Origin of the sequence: Nonomuraea sp. NPDC050478 (assembly GCF_044458265.1) — a bacterium.
Classification (GTDB): Bacteria; Actinomycetota; Actinomycetes; order Streptosporangiales; family Streptosporangiaceae; genus Nonomuraea; species Nonomuraea ferruginea.
In genome coordinates this window covers 172,119-186,445 of record NZ_JBITHT010000002.1, presented here as the reverse complement: position 1 = coordinate 186,445, position 14,327 = coordinate 172,119, and the positions used below count along the sequence as shown (strand labels likewise).

The following is a 14,327-nucleotide window of genomic DNA, read 5'->3' as shown; positions in this document are numbered from 1 at the left end:
GAAACCGACCGCCAGAGCCACCTATGCGACGCCTGGGGAGAGGCCATACATGGACGCGGTGTTCGACGCTCAGTTCCGGATCATCAAGGACGCCTTCGCCTCACGGGGGATCGAGGTGACGGTGGCCTACACGCCGGCCGGGGAGGTCGACTACCTCTATGAGGCGGGCCGTCTGCTGGCACGACGCGGGGACGTCGGGCGGATCGCCGAGGCGCTGCCGCCAGGGCTGAGGCAGCTCGACCGGCGCGGCCGGGGCGAGCTGTCGGTGCTGTCGCTGGAGGGGATCGAGGGCGGCACGATGACCGTACCCGAGGCGCTGGCCCGCATCGAGCAGCGGCTCGGCACCGGCGCGCGCCCGCTCGACCGGCGGCCCGGCCACGCGGGCGAGGCCACGCGGGAGCGCGCGCCCATCGCCTCGCCGGTGCACGTCATGCACATCTCCCGGCTGTGTCCCGGCACCGAGCCCGAGGTGCCGCCGGGTGATCCGGGGGTGCCGTGGCCGCCGCCGTGCGAGGCCGGCGAGGAGGTGCGGGAGGTGACCATCGGCGTGTGCGACACCGGCTGGCTGCAGCTCGACCCGGCCGTGTACCCCTGGCTGGGCGGCGTCAGCGGCGACCCCGAGCCGCTGGGCCCGCCCTCGCCGATCAGCGGGCTGCCGATCATCCCCGCCTTCCGCGGGCACGGCACGTTCGTGGCCGGGGTGGCCAAGTGCCAGGCGCCCACGGCGCGCGTGTCCGTCGCCGACCACTTCTCCACCTCCGGCGCCGAGCTGGAGGACGTGATGGTCGGCAAGCTGGAGGACCTGGTGGCCCAGTCGCCGGCGCCCGAAGTGATCAACCTCTCGGCCGGCACGTACACCCGCGACAACTGGTCGTCGATCGGGTTCGAGCTGTTCCAGCAGGACCATCCGGACGTCGTGCTGGTCGCCGCGGCCGGCAACGACGCCACCGACCGGCCGTTCTACCCGGCCGCCTACGACTGGGCCGTGTCGGTCGGCGCGCTCGGACCCGACCAGACGCACCGCGCCTGGTTCAGCAACTACGGTCCGTGGGTGGACGTGTACGCGCTCGGCGAGGGGCACGTCAACGCCTACGCCACCGGGGAGTACACCTACCAGGAGCCGCCGAAGCGGCCGGCCGTGCAGAACTTCGCCGGCATGGCCCGCTGGGACGGCACCTCGTTCGCGGCGCCGCTGGTCGCGGGGCTGATCGCGGACCGGATGGCGCGTACGGGGGAGTCGGCGCAGGACGCCAGGGCGGCCGTGCTCGCCTCGGCGCAGGATCTGCAGGGAGTGGGCAGGGCGTTGTTCCCGTGCGGGCAGGCCTGATGGCGCGCTCCGGCCCGCGGATCACCGGTCGCGGGGCCCCTGTGCCCGCGCCGGTGCTCCCGGTGTCCGCCCCTCGCCTGGCGGGCGGGTGCTTACGCCTGTAGGAGTCCGGTGGTCCCGATTTGATACGGGTGATTTTTCTCCAGGAGCGGCCGGTGTATCAGAGCGCGGTCCGGCCGCTCCGTCAGGGTGACCGCCGTCACCGAGTAGCGAAGAGACGTCATGCCCCTTTACTGCTCGCATCGTCCGTTGCAGCGTCACGCCTGGACGCACCGCGCATTCGCGTTCACCCTGACGGGGTGGGCCGGGCCCGGAAAGGAGCACACGGACATGCGAGACGATCCATCGGTCGTCGCCCTGGTGATGAGGGCGAGGGCCGGTGAGAAGGACGCGTGGGACGAGATCGTCGAACGTTACGCGCCCCTGGTCTGGTCGATCTGCAAGGCTTTCCGGCTGAGCCGGGCCGACGCCGACGACGTGGGCCAGACGGTGTGGCTGTCACTGGTCGAACAGCTGCCGAGGCTGCGTGAGCCCGCGGCGCTGCCCGGCTGGCTGGCCACCGCCACCCGGCGCGAGTGCCTCAGGCTCGCTCACGGCGCCGAACGGCAGCAGCGGCTCAGCCAGCAGGTCGACCAGGAGGCGCTGGTGGACGAGCGGGCGGCGGCGCTGGATCAGGATCTGCTCGACGCGGAGCGGAACGCGGCGCTCATGGCCGGTTTCCGGCAGCTCGAAGCGCGCTGCAGGGAGCTGCTGGCCATGCTGATGCGGGTGCCGTCCGCCTCGTACGCGGAGATCAGCGGCAAGCTGTCGATGCCCGTCGGCGCGATCGGGCCGACGCGGGCGCGGTGCCTGGCCAAGCTGCGCCGCTCTCCGGCGGTGGCCGCCCTGATCAGGTCCGAACGTGAGACGCAGGAAGAGGGCGAGAGGCATGGCCACGCCGTGGTGGAAGGACGAAGACAGGTTGCTCGCCGCGCTCAGACGGGCCGATGAGGCGGCCCGCGAGGTGCCGCCCGAGTTCGTGGCGGCCGGAAAGGCGATCTTCACCTGGCACGACGTCGACGCCGAACTGGCGTCGCTGACCTACGACTCGGCGGCGGAGCGGGAGGAGCTGTCGCCGACGCGGGGCGCGGAGCACGTGCCGTTGCGGGCGCTCATCTTCGCCACCGGCGAGGTGACGATCGAGCTGGAGGTCGGCAGGGAGGCGCTGATGGGGCAGGTGGTGCCGGCCCGGCCGGGCACCGCCTACACGCACCTGGTCACCGGCGCGGTGGTGGAGTCGGCGATCGACGAGTCGGGCTGCTTCGTGTTCAGGCCCGCGCCGTCGCAGGCGTTCCGGCTGCAGTGCAGCCCCAGCAGCGGCACCAACGTGGTGACCGACTGGATCGCCCTTTGAGCGTGGCTTGACGTGATGGGTAATGATGTAATCACATCGCCGGCCGTCATGTCGGGAGGCTCCCCGTGGACTCCTACTCGCAGATCGTCTCTTCGGTGGCGGCCGAGCTGCTGCCCAAGGTCGCCAGTGTCCGCGCCGGGCGGGGGAGCGGTTCCGCCGTGGTGTTCACCCGCGACGGGTTCCTGCTGACGAACGCGCACGTGGTCGGCTCCGCCCGGTCCGGCACCGTGGCCTACGCCGACGGCAGTTCCGGCCCGTTCACCGTGATCGGCCGCGACCCGCTGTCCGACCTGGCCGTGATCCGCTCCGGGGTGCCCGCTCCCGAGCCCGCCGAGCTCGGTCAGGCCGACGAGCTCGTCGTCGGCCAGCTCGTGGTCGCCGTCGGCAACCCGCTCGGGCTCACCGGATCGGTTACGGCGGGCGTGGTGTCGGGGCTGGGCCGGTCGCTGCCCGCCCGCAGCGGCTCGGCCGTACGGCTCATCGAGGACGTGATCCAGACCGACGCGGCGCTCAGCCCCGGCAACTCCGGCGGCGCGCTGGCCGACTCCCGGGCGCGGGTGGTCGGCGTGAACACCGCCGTGGCCGGCGTGGGCGTGGGGCTGGCCGTGCCGGTCAACGCCACCACGCGGGCCATCGTCGCCGCGCTCATCCGCGACGGGCGGGTGCGGCGGGCGTTCCTGGGGCTGGTCACCTCGCCGGCGCCGCTGCCCGAGGCGCTGCGGCGGCGCACCGGCCAGGACGGCGCGCTGCGCGTGGTGGAGGTGATCGCCGGCTCGCCCGCCGGCCGGGCCGGGCTGCGCGCCGGCGATCTGGTGCTCAGCGCGGGCCGCAACCCGGTGGGCGACGCGCAGAGCCTGCAGCGGCTGATGTTCGCCGACGCGATCGGGCGGCCGCTGCCGATCACCGTCTACCGCAACGGCGCGCTGGTCGACGTCATCGCCGAACCGGTGGAGCTGTCGGGGCCGGAAGCCTGACGCGGGTGCGCCGGGCCAGCAGGTCGTCCATCAGCTCCTCCCACTGGGCGCCGATGGCGGCGATGTCGTAGCGCTTGGCGGTCTCCAGGCCGCCGGCGGCCAGGTGGCGGCGGAGCGGCTCGTCCTCGATCACCCGCATGATGGCGGCCGCCAGGTTGTCTTCGGTGCGAGGCTTGACCAGCAGCCCGTCGACCCCGTCGGTGATCATCTCCTTGGGGCCGTGCGGGCTGTTGAACGAGACGATCGCGACCCCCTTGGCCATCGCCTCCAGGATCGTCAGCGAGAAGCCCTCGTGGCGGGAGCTCATCACGTGGATGGACGCCTTCTCCAGCTCGGCGCCGATGTCGGCGGTCTTGCCCGGCAGCTCCACCTTGCCCTCCAGGCCGGCCTCGGCGATCTGCTCGCGCAGGTTGTCCTCCTGCGGGCCGGCGCCGAAGATGCGCAGCGTCCAGTCGGGGTGCGCGGCCGCCACCTGTTCCCAGGCCTTGATCAGCCGGTGGAACCCCTTCAGCTTGGTCATCCTGCCCATCGCGACCGCCACCTTGGCGTCGCCCTTGGCGAGGTCGCCGTTCATCGGCGGGACCGCGTTCGGGATGCGCACCAGCTTCTTCGGCGGCTTGGGCAGCGCGGCCCGGTAGTCGCTCAGATCGGCCTTGGTGAGCGTGACGAGCGCGTCCAGGCGGCGGTAGCGCCACTTGATCAGCTCCTGCAGGCCCTGGTCCTTGACCTTGAGCGCCACGTGCTCCTGCCCGATCGTGATCACGCTGGGCTGAGCTAACTGGGCCACCGCCAGGTTGAGCCCCGGCCTGGTCGCCATGAGCACGCCCGTGCCGACCGAGCGGATGAACCGGGCCAGCTTCAGGTCCGTCCACAGGGTGAACCGGTGGTAGGCGGTCTCGTCCTGCGGGATCAGCCTGCTCGGCAGCTTCGACAGCATGGCCCGCACCGGGTCGGAGCCGGGCGTCAGCCGGTCGTCCAGATAGCGCACCCGCACCCGCGGGTCCAGCGGGAAGAACGGCTCCTCGTCCTCCCGCAGGATCGACACGATCTCCACGTCGTGCCGTTCGGCCAGCTGGCCGGCGAGGTTGAAGACGGTCCTGATGGTGCCGCCCATGCCGTTGGCGTGGAGCAGGAGGATCTTGATCTCCCGCGTCGACGGCGGGGGCGCCTTGCGCGCCCTGCGCCGGTTGTAACCCCTGTACACCCGGGCCGCCGCTGACTTGCCCTTACGCGCCCATGTCCGCACCTGGAACGTCCCCCCGCCGGTTGACAACGTGATGGATCGGCGAGGCCGGCGGTAGGAGTCGCCCCCCGTCGGCCCTTACCGAGTTCGAGTGGTTTGCGCCGTTCATCCCCGTGGCGCTATCCACTTCTATGATCTTTAGACGCCATATGGCGGGATAACGTTGCTTGCGAAGTCAACACTTTTCAGACGAATCTGACAGGGCAGCCGGGATGTGGACGGCCCGGCTGCCTCGCCAGTGCCCAGTCGTTACGCCTCTTCAGGCTTCGCGGCCTCCTTCTTCATCTCCTTGTCCTGCCGGTTCGCCTTGAGGGCCTGCTTCTTCGCCTTGCCGGACTTCGCGCTGGGTTTCTTCTTCATGTCAGACATGGTGTCCCCCCTGTACGGACAGTGCGCCTCATATAACGCACTAACCCCGTAATACCCCTACTCCACCAAAACGCGACATACCATCAATTTGGTACGAGTCCAGAACGCGAAAAGCTCAGGCCCCACCCATCCCGCTGCCCAGGGGTCACAGCAGAGTGAGCTGCTGGGGAGAAGGCGGTGGCGGCGGCGGGAGGCGGCGGGCCCTGGCCGGAGTGGCGCGGCCGATGCCGAAGCGGGTGGCGAGGTCCCTGATCTGGGTCGTGACGCGTTCCTGGTAGGCCTTGGGCGCGTAGGCGCCGCGACCGTACAGCTCCAGATAGCGCGGCACGAGGCGCGGGTGCTCGCGGGAGAGCCAGGCCAGCCACCACTGCCGGGCGCCGGGGCGCAGGTGCAGCACGATGGGGGTGAGATGGGTGGCGCCGGCGGCGGCGATCTCCCTGACCGTCCGCTCCAACTGGGCGGGGGAGTCGGTGAGGTAGGGCAGCACCGGGGCCATCAGGACACCGCAGCCGATGCCGTGGGCGTTGAGCGTCGCGCACGCCTCCAGGCGGCGGCGCGGGTCGGGGGTGCCCGGCTCGACCGAGCGCCACACGTCGGGGTCGAGGAAGCCGACCGAGAAGCTCGCGCCCACGTCGGCGCGGTCGGCCGCCTCGGTGAGCAGGTCGAGGTCGCGCAGGATCAGCGTGCCCTTGGTGAGGACCGAGAACGGGTTGGCCGCGTCGCGCAGCGCCGCCAGGATGCCGCGCATCAGCTCGTAGCGGCCCTCGGCGCGCTGGTAGCAGTCGACGTTGGTGCCCATCGCGATGTGCTGCCCGCGCCAGCGCGGCGCGGCGAGCTCCTTGCGGACCAGCTCGGCGGCGTTGACCTTCACCACGATCTTCGAGTCGAAGTCGGCCCCCGCGTCGAGGTCGAGATACTCGTGGGTCTTGCGCGCGAAGCAGTAGACGCACCGGTGGCCGCAACCGCGGTAAGGGTTGATCGTGTAGTCGAACGGCACCCGGCTGGCCGCCGGCACCCGGTTGATGATCGAACGCGCCTGGATCTCGTAGAAGGTCATGCCCCGGAAGCCGGGGGTGTCGAAGGTGCGGGCCACCGCGCCGCGGGCGAACAGCGGCGCGGCCGGATCGTCCGGCCCGGCGTCGGTCAGACGCAGGTTGTCCCAGCGCATGCCATGATTAGAACAGAAGTTCGACAGTGATCGCAAACCAAAAGAGATCGCAATTGGCAGGTCGGCCCACGGCTAATGATCTTCATGGTTGGGCAGGAATGCGGCACAGAGCTTGCGTTCCGGAGGTGCACCCATGGCCTGGTCGCAGGACGAAGAGCGGATGCTGGCCCAGATCGAGCAGCACCTCGTCGACGACGATCCGCGACTCGTCGCACGGCTGGAGTCGTTCAACGAGCGCGCGCGCCGCAGTGAGGAGAGGTCGGCGGGCGGGCACGCGCCCAGCCGCTCGACCGTCATCATCGTGGTCAGCTGGTTCCTGATCGCCACGCTCGTCGCCACGCTCCTGATCCTCGTCCTGCGCGAGGGGGCCTCGGCCGCCCTCGCCCTGACCACCGCCTGACCCCATCCGCCCCGCGGGCCTCGCCCGAATGGGCCGGGGTCAGCGGGAGGACGGCAGGGCGCGCAGGAAGTCGGCGGCCACCGGCGCGGCGACCTTGCCGCCGCCGCCACCGCCCTCGACCACCACCGCGAACGCCACGTCGTCCCTGAACCCGATGAACCACGCGTGGGAGTCGAGCTCGGGCCCCGTGCCGTACTCGGCGGTCCCCGTCTTGCCGTGGGTGCCGGCGGGCAGGCCGGCGGCCTTGGCGGTGCCCTTGGTGACGACGGCCGCCATCATCGCGTGCAGGTCATCCGTCACCCCGTCGGGCAGCGGGCGGGGCTTGACCTTCTGCTCCGCCTCCGGCACCAGCGTGGGCGGCCGCCAGGTGCCGTCGGCGAGAGCCGCGGCCACGGACGCCATCGACAGCGGGCTGGCCGTGATGCGGCCCTGGCCGAAGGACTCGGCCGCCAGCTCGGCGTCGGACTCTGCCCTGGGGAAGCTGGGCTCGGTGGCGGGCAGGCCGATGGCCGGCGCCGTGTTGAAGCCGACCAGCTCGGCGGTCTTCAGCAGCTTGTCGGCGCCGAGCCGCTGCTTGGCCAGCGGCGCGAACGAGGTGTTGCACGAGTAGGCGAACGAGTCGGAGAACGACACCTTGCCGTACGCGGCCTCCTCGGAGTTGCGGATGCGCAGCCCGCCCACGGTCACGTACTTCGGGCAGGTCACGGTGTCGCCCGGCTTCAGCCCCGCGGCCAGCAGCCCGGCCGCGGTGACCGCCTTGAACGTCGAGCCCGGCGGGTAGCGGCCGTCGATGGCCCGGTTGAACCCGCCCCGGTTGTTGACCACGCCCAGGATCTCTCCCGTGCCTGGCCTGATCGCCACCAGCGAGGCGGGCTTGTCGAGGTCCTTGACCGCCGTGACGGCGGCGTCCTGCACCTGGGGGTCGAGCGAGGTGGTCAGGGACTCGCCGTCCTCGCCCTCGATCGTCTCCAGGGTGGTCTCGCCCGCCCTGATCTCGGTCGTCGGCGTGCCGGCGAGCCGCTTCTCGAACGTCTGCTGCAGCCCGCCCCGCCCGACCGCCTGCCCGGTCTTGTAGGCGGAGCCGAGCCGCCGCACGTCGTCCTTCGTGGCCTTGTCGAGGAAGCCGACGAGCTGCTGGACCGAGCCGCCGACCTCGCCGGTGTCGATGCGGTTGCCGTCGGCGTCGACGATCTTGGCCCGCTCGGGCCACTTCGCCTTGAGCGTGAACTCCGCCTCCGAGGTCAGCTTCGGATGCACCGCTGAGGGGGCCCAGTCGACCTTCCAGTGGCGGTCGGCCACCTTGAGCGCGAGCTCTCCCTCGTACGTCCAGTCGCCGAGGTTCTTCAGCCGGTGGGTGGCGGTGTAGGGGACGGTGGCGCGGTCGTCGCTCTCGCGCGGCTGCCCCAGCGTCACCTCGGTGGACTCGACGCCGAGGCCCTCGCGGAGCCGGCCGTAGAGGCCGAGCTCGCGCGGCACGGCCAGCTCGGCGCTCATCCGCGCCTGGTCGCCGGACTGCCACGCGGCGGCGAAGCGCTGCGCCGTCTCGGCGGGTGTGCCGCGGGTGTGCAGCACGTAGTAGGCGCCACCGGCGGCGGCCCCCACCGCCACCACGGTGGCGACGGACACGATCACGATGGTGCGCGTACGCGCCACTGTCAGCCCCCTGACCGTCGACAGGGGACCGAGCTTAGCGGGGCGGCATCACGACGTGCCATGGGACGGCTTGTGACCGGACGCGTACTCCGGGACGTACTCCTGCCCGGAAAGCCGCTGGATGGCGGCCATGACCTCGTCGGTCACGCGGCGCCGCTCCCGGGCGTCGCGATGGTCGCCGTCGAACCGCAGCGGCTCGCCGATCCGGATGCCGACGGTGGCCGGGCGGGGCACCCTGGCGCCGAACGGCATCACCTTGTCGGTGCCGCTGAGCGCCACGGGAAGCACGGGGGCGCCGGTCTTGAGCGCCAGCCAGGCGACGCCGACCTTGCCGCGGTAGAGACGGCCGTCGGGGGAGCGGGTGCCCTCCGGGTGGATGCCGAACAGCTCGCCGCGCTCCAGCAGCCCGGCGGCGGCGTCGAGCATCTCCTGCGCGGCCCTGGCGCTCTCACGGTCGGTCGGCAGGCTGCCGCCCAGCCGCATGAACCAGCTGGAGACCGGGTTGCCGGAGAAGTACTCGTTCTTCGCGGCGAACGTGACGTGCCGGGGGAGCAGCGCGGGCAGCAGGAACGAGTCGATCACCGACAGATGGTTGGCCGCCAGGATGGCCGGGCCGGTCCGCGGCACGTGCGCCGCGCCCGACAGGTGCGGCCTGCACATGGCGTGGGTGAGCGGCACCGCGGCGAACTTGACCACGTGATAAAGCAACTTGGCGCTCCAGGAGGCGATCGTGTCGGTCCGGCCACTCACCCTAAACGCGTCGTGCCCCGTCCGGGGACGGGGCACGAGGACGCGTTAAGGCCGATGTGGCGGTCGCCTCCTCGGCGAGATGCACAACACGGCTCCAGCCGAACGGTATTCCGTGAAGGCGGTAATTTGCGGCCCGGGGGACACAGACCACATCGGCCATTCGATGCTAACGGACATCCGGCTGGAGGTATTCCATCCGGGCCCAAGATTCGGTCACGTTCTGGTCCAGTGCGGTTGCGCCACGTCGAACACCCGCTGCTCACGGCCACGGAGCGCGACCTCCGCGAACTGCCACAAAATCGCCCCCGTCGGCGCGTGGATCACGATCGACGGCCCCAGCGGCAGCTGCAGCAGCTCGCCCCGCCAGCGCGGCACCCCTGGCGCGAGCAGCCACTCCAGCGGCACGTCGTGCACCGACGCCACCTCGCGCGGATCGGCGACCGGCCGCTGCGAGCCGCCGAAGGCCACCACCGGCGTGATGACGAACCCGGAGTCGGTCACGAAGTCGTCGAGCAGCCCTGCCACGGTCACGCCGCCGACCGAGGTCTCCTCCCGCAGCTCCCGCAGCGCCGCCTCGACGGGCGTCTCGCCGTCGTCCAGCCGCCCGCCGGGCAGCGCCCACTGCCCCGGGTTCCTGCCGTGCGGCGCCCGCCTGATCACGATCGTGTACGGGTCGCGCCGCTCGTCCTCCAGCACGCACACGGTCACGGCGGCCCGGCGGATCCCGTCGGCGGGCGGCACCTCCCGCCGGTCGAAGGCCCGCAGCCGGGCGGTGACCAGAGCCCGGAGCTCGTCGATGGGCGGCAGCATCCGCTCAGGATCTCACGCCGCCAGCAGGGCGCCCAGCGCGGTGCCCGCGGCCATGGCGGCGGCCGCGCCGACCGCCGCCCACCTGCCGAGCGCCTCGCCGCGGGCGTGACCGGCGATGCCCAGCAGGATCCCCGCCAGGCCGAACGCGATCGGCAGGTAGAGCAGGGCGACGGCGGCACAGGCGAACCCGGCGGCCGACAGCACCTCGGCCGCGGGACCGCGCAGCTCACCCGGGCGCGGCTCATCGGGGTGCGGGTCTGGCGAGGTCATCGCGGCCTCTCTTGGAGGGGCAGGTCAGCCCATCACATACCCGCGCCGCCTCCGAGGTCCAGCTCCACCGGCAACGGCTCCGCGTGCACGATGTCCAGCCGGGACACCGCCCTGGTCAGCGCCACGTACAGGAGATTGGGGCCGCGCTCGCCCGAGCGGGCGATGTCACCGGGCTCGCACACCACCGCGTGGTCGAACTCCAGCCCCTTCGCCAGCGAGGCGGGCAGGACGGCGAGCCGCTCGTCCGGCTCAAGCCCGGCCGCCCGCAGCGCCTCCTCCAGCGCCCCGGCGGCCGGATCGGCGGCGATGACCCCCACCGACCCCTCGAACCCCAGCGCCTCCCGCACCGCCGCCACCAGGCCGGCGGCCAGGTCGCCGGCGGCGCGCACGCGCAGCCTGCCGCCGGCGCGGTGCGCGCGGGTGACGGGCACGTCCGCCTTGAGCGTCCCCAGCAGCCGGTTGGCCACCTCGACCACCTCCGCGGGCACCCGGAAACCCGCCGTCAGCGCGACCACCCGCGCCTCCGGCTTGCCCAGCAGGGCCATGCGCTCCGGCCAGGAGGCCGCCGCCCACGGCGTGGTGCCCTGCGCCAGGTCGCCCAGGACCGTCAGCGAACCGTGCTCGCTACGCCGCGCCACCGCCCGGCACTGCATCGGGGACAGGTCCTGCGCCTCGTCCACGATCACGTGCCCGTAGCCGCGCGGCCGCTCGATCAGCCCCGCGAGCTCGTCCAGCAGCACCAGGTCGGCCGCGGACCACCGGGCGCCCCTGAACCCGCGCGGCGGCCTGGCCCACACGATCGCCTCGCGCTCGGCGCCGGTGAGCGACGGGGCGGGGGCCCGGCCGGACAGGACCTCGTACAGCACCTCCTCCGGCCGGACGGCCGGCCACACCGCGTCCAGGAACGGCGTGACCGCCCGGCCGACGCCGCGCAGCCACGCCGCCGTCGCGGACCGCCCGCGCGCCTCGGCCTGCCTCCGCACGAGCTCGACGACCCGGGCGCGCACCCGCTCGCGCGCCGTCGCGTACGGGAGCCCGTCACGGCGGGTGCCGTCGACCACGCGGCGCAGCTCGTCCTCGCCCACCCGCCAGCGGGCCGAGCCGTCGGGCACCGCCAGCGGCTCGACCGGCTTGCGGATCCGGCCGTACAGCGCCTCGCGCAGCACCCGCGCCATCCGCGCGTCGTGCTTGACCGCGGCCGCGTCCGGGGTGTCCTCGGCGCGCACGGGCACGGTGGCGAGCAGCTCGTCCAGGGTCGTCTGCTCGACGTCCACCTCGCCCAGCGCGGGCAGCACGGCCGAGACGTAGCCGAGGAACGCCCGGTTCGGCCCCAGCACCAGCACGCCGCCGCGGCGCAGCCGCTGCCGGTGCGCGTACAGCAGGTAGGCCGCCCGGTGCAGGCCGACCGCGGTCTTGCCGGTGCCGGGCGCGCCCTGCACGCAGATCGACTCCTCCAGGCCCGCCCGTACGAGGTCGTCCTGCTCGGGCTGGATGGTGGCGACGATGTCGCGCATCGGGCCGACCCGCGGGCGCTCGATCTCGGCGGCCAGGATGCGCCCGGCCCGCTCCTCCTCGCCCCGGCCGAGCCGTTCGTCCTCGTACCCGGTCAGGACGGTCCCGGCCCAGCCGAACCGGCGGCGCACCGCCACCCCCAGCGGGTCCCGGGCGCCCGCCCGGTAGAACGCCCGCGACACCGGCGCCCGCCAGTCGATCACCAGCGGGGGGCCGCCGCGCTCGCCGCCGACGTGCCGCCGGCCGATGTGGTACGTGCGGCCCGCGTGGTCCGCCGAGCCCGCGCCGAAGTCGAGCCTGCCGAAGAACGGCGGCCCGTCCGGCTCCTGGCCGAGCTCCTCGGCCAGGCTCTTGAGGTGGCGGCCCAGCCGTTCTGCGCTGTAGCGGTCGCCGGCCACGGTCTCGCCGACGATCACGTTCTCCCTGGCGGCGTCCAGCATCCCGCGCAGCCCCGCCCGGCACCGCTCGGCGTGGCGTCTCTCCTCGTCGAGCGCCGTCATCGCACCTCCTAAGTGTTAACTCGGTTAAGATATTGACCAGGTTAACGCTTTGCTAGGATGTGCTCATGACGGGACTGCGCGAGCTCCAGCGGCGGCGGGTGCGGGAGACGATCTCCGCCGCGGCCATCCGGCTCTTCCTGGAGCGCGGCTTCGACGAGGTGCCGGTCACCGAGGTGGCCGCCGCCGCCCAGGTGTCCAAGCCGACGCTGTTCAAGTACTTCCCGACGAAGGAGGACCTGGTCCTGCACCGGATCGCCGACCACCAGGGCGAGGGCGCCCGCGTGGTGCGCGGCCGGGCGCCCGGTGAGGGGCCGCTGGAGGCGCTGCGCCGCCACTTCCTCGACGGCCTCGCCCGCCGCGACCCGGTCACCGGGCTCAACGACGACCCGGAGGTCATGGGGTTCCACCGGATGGTGTTCACCACGCCCGGCCTGGCCGCCCGCCTGTCCCACCACACGGCCCAGGACGAGGCGGCGCTCGCCGAGGCGTTCGCGGAGACCGTCGACGAGCTGACCGCGTCGCTGGTGGCCGGCCAGGTCCTGACCGTCCACCGCATCCTCGCCCGCCGCAACTGGCAGGCCCTGTCTCTCGGCGTCCCCCTTGCCGAGCAGGAGCCGGAGGCCGTCCGCGCCGCCCGGCACGCCTACACCCTGCTGCGCCTGTGACCCGGGCGCCGGTCAGCCGATCCACGTCTCGTGCAGACGCAGCCACACGGGCGCGCCGTCGTCCGCCCGGAGCACGGCGGACGACCGCCGGCCCCGCCCGCCCTGCCATTCCTCGTACGAGGCCACGACCAATGATCCTTCACCGGCCACCACGCGGATGTCGCGGATCTCGATGACCAGCCCCGGTACGGTCCCGTACGCGGCCTCGACCTCGGCCAGCACCCGATCGCGCGCCAGCGCCCGGCCGTCCGGCGTCACCATCGTGAAGGCGGGCCCGTGCGCGCCGGCGAACCGGGCGAACTCGTCCCGCGCCGCCGTCCCCGCCAGCCACCGCTCGATGACCTGGTGATGGCGGACGATCTCGGCCGCGATCACAGGGCCGCCGCCCACGCCGCCGGGGTCATGAGCGTGACGCCGAGCGACGGCCCCGGCCCGAACAGATCCGCCGGGGCCGCGGAGGCGATCCACCGGTAGGTCGCGGCCACCTCCGCCGCCGTCGCCGCGCCGACCGCCCGCGCCAGGCCCGCCTCGAACACGGCCACGTCCTGCTCCTCGTACCGGAGCCCGAACGCCGCCGCCAGCTCCGGCCCGGTCACCGCGGCGGGGCCGCCCGCGTCCACCACGCTCCCCGCGAGCCCGTCCCCGGTGAGCGCCGCGACCGTGAGCGCGCCCAGGCCGGCATGCCCCAGCCAGGCGACGGGCAGATCAGCGGGCAGCGGATAACGCAGCACCCCGTCCCCCGGATGGTTCTCCGGCAGCGGAGAACCCAGCACCCCGTCCCCAGGGTGGTTCCCCGGCAGCGGAGAACCCAGCACTCCGGGCGCCAGCAGGTTCTCCAGGTAAAGCGCCGGGCGGAGCACCACGACCGGCAGCCCGGACTCCCGCAGCGCCCGCACCGCCGCCCGCCGCGTGTCGAACGCCGCCACCCCGGTCTCGCCGTCCGGCAGCCGGTTGCCGGTGTTGAACACCAGCCGCCGCACCCCGGCCGCCCGCGCCCCCTCGATCACGTTGCACGTGAACGCCGCGACCTTCTCCGCCTCGAACACCAACGGCAGCACCACCGACGCGTGCGTCACGCCGGTGAACGCCGCCTTCACCCGCCCGGCGTCGCCCAGGTCGCCGCGGAACGGCGTCACCCCCTCCGGGACCTTCCCCGTACGCGTGAACCCGCGCACCTCGTACCCGCTCTCCGCCAGCCTGCGCGCGACCGCGCCGCCTTGGGCGCCCGCGGCGCCGAACACCAGGAATCTCATGCACGCAAGTCAACGGCAGACGCTGAGATACGCTCCATAA

At 72.9% G+C, this 14,327-nt stretch carries 15 protein-coding genes; 6 read left to right on the top strand and 9 right to left on the bottom strand.

The features are described from left to right. Window positions 1-49 precede the first annotated feature (49 nt). The 4 genes from ACIBF7_RS08920 (at window position 50) to ACIBF7_RS08905 (ending at window position 3,694) form a co-directional block, all read left to right on the top strand. Entirely contained in the window at window positions 50-1,327 is a 1,278-nt protein-coding gene (locus ACIBF7_RS08920; RefSeq protein WP_397196809.1) for a S8 family peptidase, read from the top strand. 330 nt (window positions 1,328-1,657) lie between these two features. Then, window positions 1,658-2,317 (top strand): RNA polymerase sigma factor, encoded by a 660-nt coding sequence (locus tag ACIBF7_RS08915; protein WP_271278930.1) that lies wholly within the window; start codon window positions 1,658-1,660, stop codon window positions 2,315-2,317. Further along, window positions 2,256-2,720, top strand: coding sequence for a hypothetical protein (locus tag ACIBF7_RS08910; RefSeq protein ID WP_148031931.1), 465 nt, complete (start codon window positions 2,256-2,258; stop codon window positions 2,718-2,720). Before ACIBF7_RS08915 ends, ACIBF7_RS08910 begins: the two co-directional genes overlap by 62 nt. Window positions 2,721-2,785: 65 nt before the next feature. Beyond that, the gene (locus ACIBF7_RS08905; RefSeq protein WP_271278928.1) at window positions 2,786-3,694 is read left to right on the top strand and encodes a S1C family serine protease; all 909 of its coding nucleotides are present in this window, start codon (window positions 2,786-2,788) and stop codon (window positions 3,692-3,694) included. Here ACIBF7_RS08905 and ACIBF7_RS08900 read toward each other — a convergent pair. Together ACIBF7_RS08900 and ACIBF7_RS08895 are read right to left on the bottom strand one after the other, a co-directional pair. Next, window positions 3,654-4,940 (bottom strand): glycosyltransferase family 4 protein, encoded by a 1,287-nt coding sequence (locus ACIBF7_RS08900; RefSeq protein ID WP_148031929.1) that lies wholly within the window; start codon window positions 4,938-4,940, stop codon window positions 3,654-3,656. The genes ACIBF7_RS08905 and ACIBF7_RS08900 overlap by 41 nt on opposite strands. 511 nt (window positions 4,941-5,451) lie before the next feature. Further along, a complete protein-coding gene (locus tag ACIBF7_RS08895; protein WP_397196808.1) occupies window positions 5,452-6,474 on the bottom strand; it encodes an Rv2578c family radical SAM protein in 1,023 nt (340 codons plus the stop codon). A 133-nt stretch (window positions 6,475-6,607) separates the two neighbouring features. Between ACIBF7_RS08895 and ACIBF7_RS08890 the strand changes: the two genes are divergently transcribed. Then, window positions 6,608-6,874 (top strand): DUF3040 domain-containing protein, encoded by a 267-nt coding sequence (locus tag ACIBF7_RS08890; RefSeq protein ID WP_397196807.1) that lies wholly within the window; start codon window positions 6,608-6,610, stop codon window positions 6,872-6,874. A 39-nt stretch (window positions 6,875-6,913) separates the two neighbouring features. Here ACIBF7_RS08890 and ACIBF7_RS08885 read toward each other — a convergent pair whose 3' ends face one another. The 5 genes from ACIBF7_RS08885 to ACIBF7_RS08865 form a co-directional block, all read right to left on the bottom strand. Next, entirely contained in the window at window positions 6,914-8,500 is a 1,587-nt protein-coding gene (locus ACIBF7_RS08885) for a penicillin-binding transpeptidase domain-containing protein (protein WP_397196806.1), read from the bottom strand. 75 nt (window positions 8,501-8,575) lie between these two features. Continuing rightward, window positions 8,576-9,277 carry a 1-acyl-sn-glycerol-3-phosphate acyltransferase gene (locus ACIBF7_RS08880; RefSeq protein ID WP_261808584.1) on the bottom strand — a complete coding sequence of 234 codons (702 nt, stop codon included), beginning with the start codon at window positions 9,275-9,277 and terminating at the stop codon, window positions 8,576-8,578. 213 nt (window positions 9,278-9,490) lie between these two features. Further along, window positions 9,491-10,087 (bottom strand): NUDIX hydrolase, encoded by a 597-nt coding sequence (locus ACIBF7_RS08875; protein WP_397196805.1) that lies wholly within the window; start codon window positions 10,085-10,087, stop codon window positions 9,491-9,493. Between the two features lie 12 nt (window positions 10,088-10,099). Next, on the bottom strand, window positions 10,100-10,357 hold the full coding sequence (locus ACIBF7_RS08870; RefSeq protein ID WP_148031924.1) for a hypothetical protein: 258 nt from the start codon (window positions 10,355-10,357) through the stop codon (window positions 10,100-10,102). A gap of 32 nt (window positions 10,358-10,389) precedes the next feature. Beyond that, window positions 10,390-12,369 carry a HelD family protein gene (locus tag ACIBF7_RS08865; RefSeq protein ID WP_397196804.1) on the bottom strand — a complete coding sequence of 660 codons (1,980 nt, stop codon included), beginning with the start codon at window positions 12,367-12,369 and terminating at the stop codon, window positions 10,390-10,392. A 65-nt stretch (window positions 12,370-12,434) separates the two neighbouring features. Between ACIBF7_RS08865 and ACIBF7_RS08860 the strand changes: the two genes are divergently transcribed. Beyond that, a complete protein-coding gene (locus ACIBF7_RS08860; protein WP_397196802.1) occupies window positions 12,435-13,034 on the top strand; it encodes a TetR family transcriptional regulator in 600 nt (199 codons plus the stop codon). 12 nt (window positions 13,035-13,046) lie between these two features. On the opposite strand, the gene ACIBF7_RS08855 is transcribed toward ACIBF7_RS08860, so the two are convergent. Together ACIBF7_RS08855 and ACIBF7_RS08850 are read right to left on the bottom strand one after the other, a co-directional pair. After that, window positions 13,047-13,424 (bottom strand): DUF4440 domain-containing protein, encoded by a 378-nt coding sequence (locus ACIBF7_RS08855; RefSeq protein ID WP_397196801.1) that lies wholly within the window; start codon window positions 13,422-13,424, stop codon window positions 13,047-13,049. After that, a complete protein-coding gene (locus ACIBF7_RS08850; RefSeq protein ID WP_397196800.1) occupies window positions 13,406-14,287 on the bottom strand; it encodes an SDR family oxidoreductase in 882 nt (293 codons plus the stop codon). Before ACIBF7_RS08850 ends, ACIBF7_RS08855 begins: the two co-directional genes overlap by 19 nt. Window positions 14,288-14,327 lie beyond the last annotated feature (40 nt).

Bases quoted from the DNA above. Each gene is read 5' to 3' on its own strand.
- ACIBF7_RS08870 (WP_148031924.1), bottom strand. From the start codon at position 10,357: ATGACCTCGCCAGACCCGCACCCCGATGAGCCGCGCCCGGGTGAGCTG.
- ACIBF7_RS08850 (WP_397196800.1), bottom strand. From the start codon at position 14,287: ATGAGATTCCTGGTGTTCGGCGCCGCGGGCGCCCAAGGCGGCGCGGTC.
- ACIBF7_RS08910 (WP_148031931.1), top strand. From the start codon at position 2,256: ATGGCCACGCCGTGGTGGAAGGACGAAGACAGGTTGCTCGCCGCGCTC.
- ACIBF7_RS08895 (WP_397196808.1), bottom strand. From the start codon at position 6,474: ATGCGCTGGGACAACCTGCGTCTGACCGACGCCGGGCCGGACGATCCG.
- ACIBF7_RS08920 (WP_397196809.1), top strand. From the start codon at position 50: ATGGACGCGGTGTTCGACGCTCAGTTCCGGATCATCAAGGACGCCTTC.
- ACIBF7_RS08865 (WP_397196804.1), bottom strand. From the start codon at position 12,369: ATGACGGCGCTCGACGAGGAGAGACGCCACGCCGAGCGGTGCCGGGCG.
- ACIBF7_RS08890 (WP_397196807.1), top strand. From the start codon at position 6,608: ATGGCCTGGTCGCAGGACGAAGAGCGGATGCTGGCCCAGATCGAGCAG.
- ACIBF7_RS08915 (WP_271278930.1), top strand. From the start codon at position 1,658: ATGCGAGACGATCCATCGGTCGTCGCCCTGGTGATGAGGGCGAGGGCC.
- ACIBF7_RS08875 (WP_397196805.1), bottom strand. From the start codon at position 10,087: ATGCTGCCGCCCATCGACGAGCTCCGGGCTCTGGTCACCGCCCGGCTG.
- ACIBF7_RS08860 (WP_397196802.1), top strand. From the start codon at position 12,435: ATGACGGGACTGCGCGAGCTCCAGCGGCGGCGGGTGCGGGAGACGATC.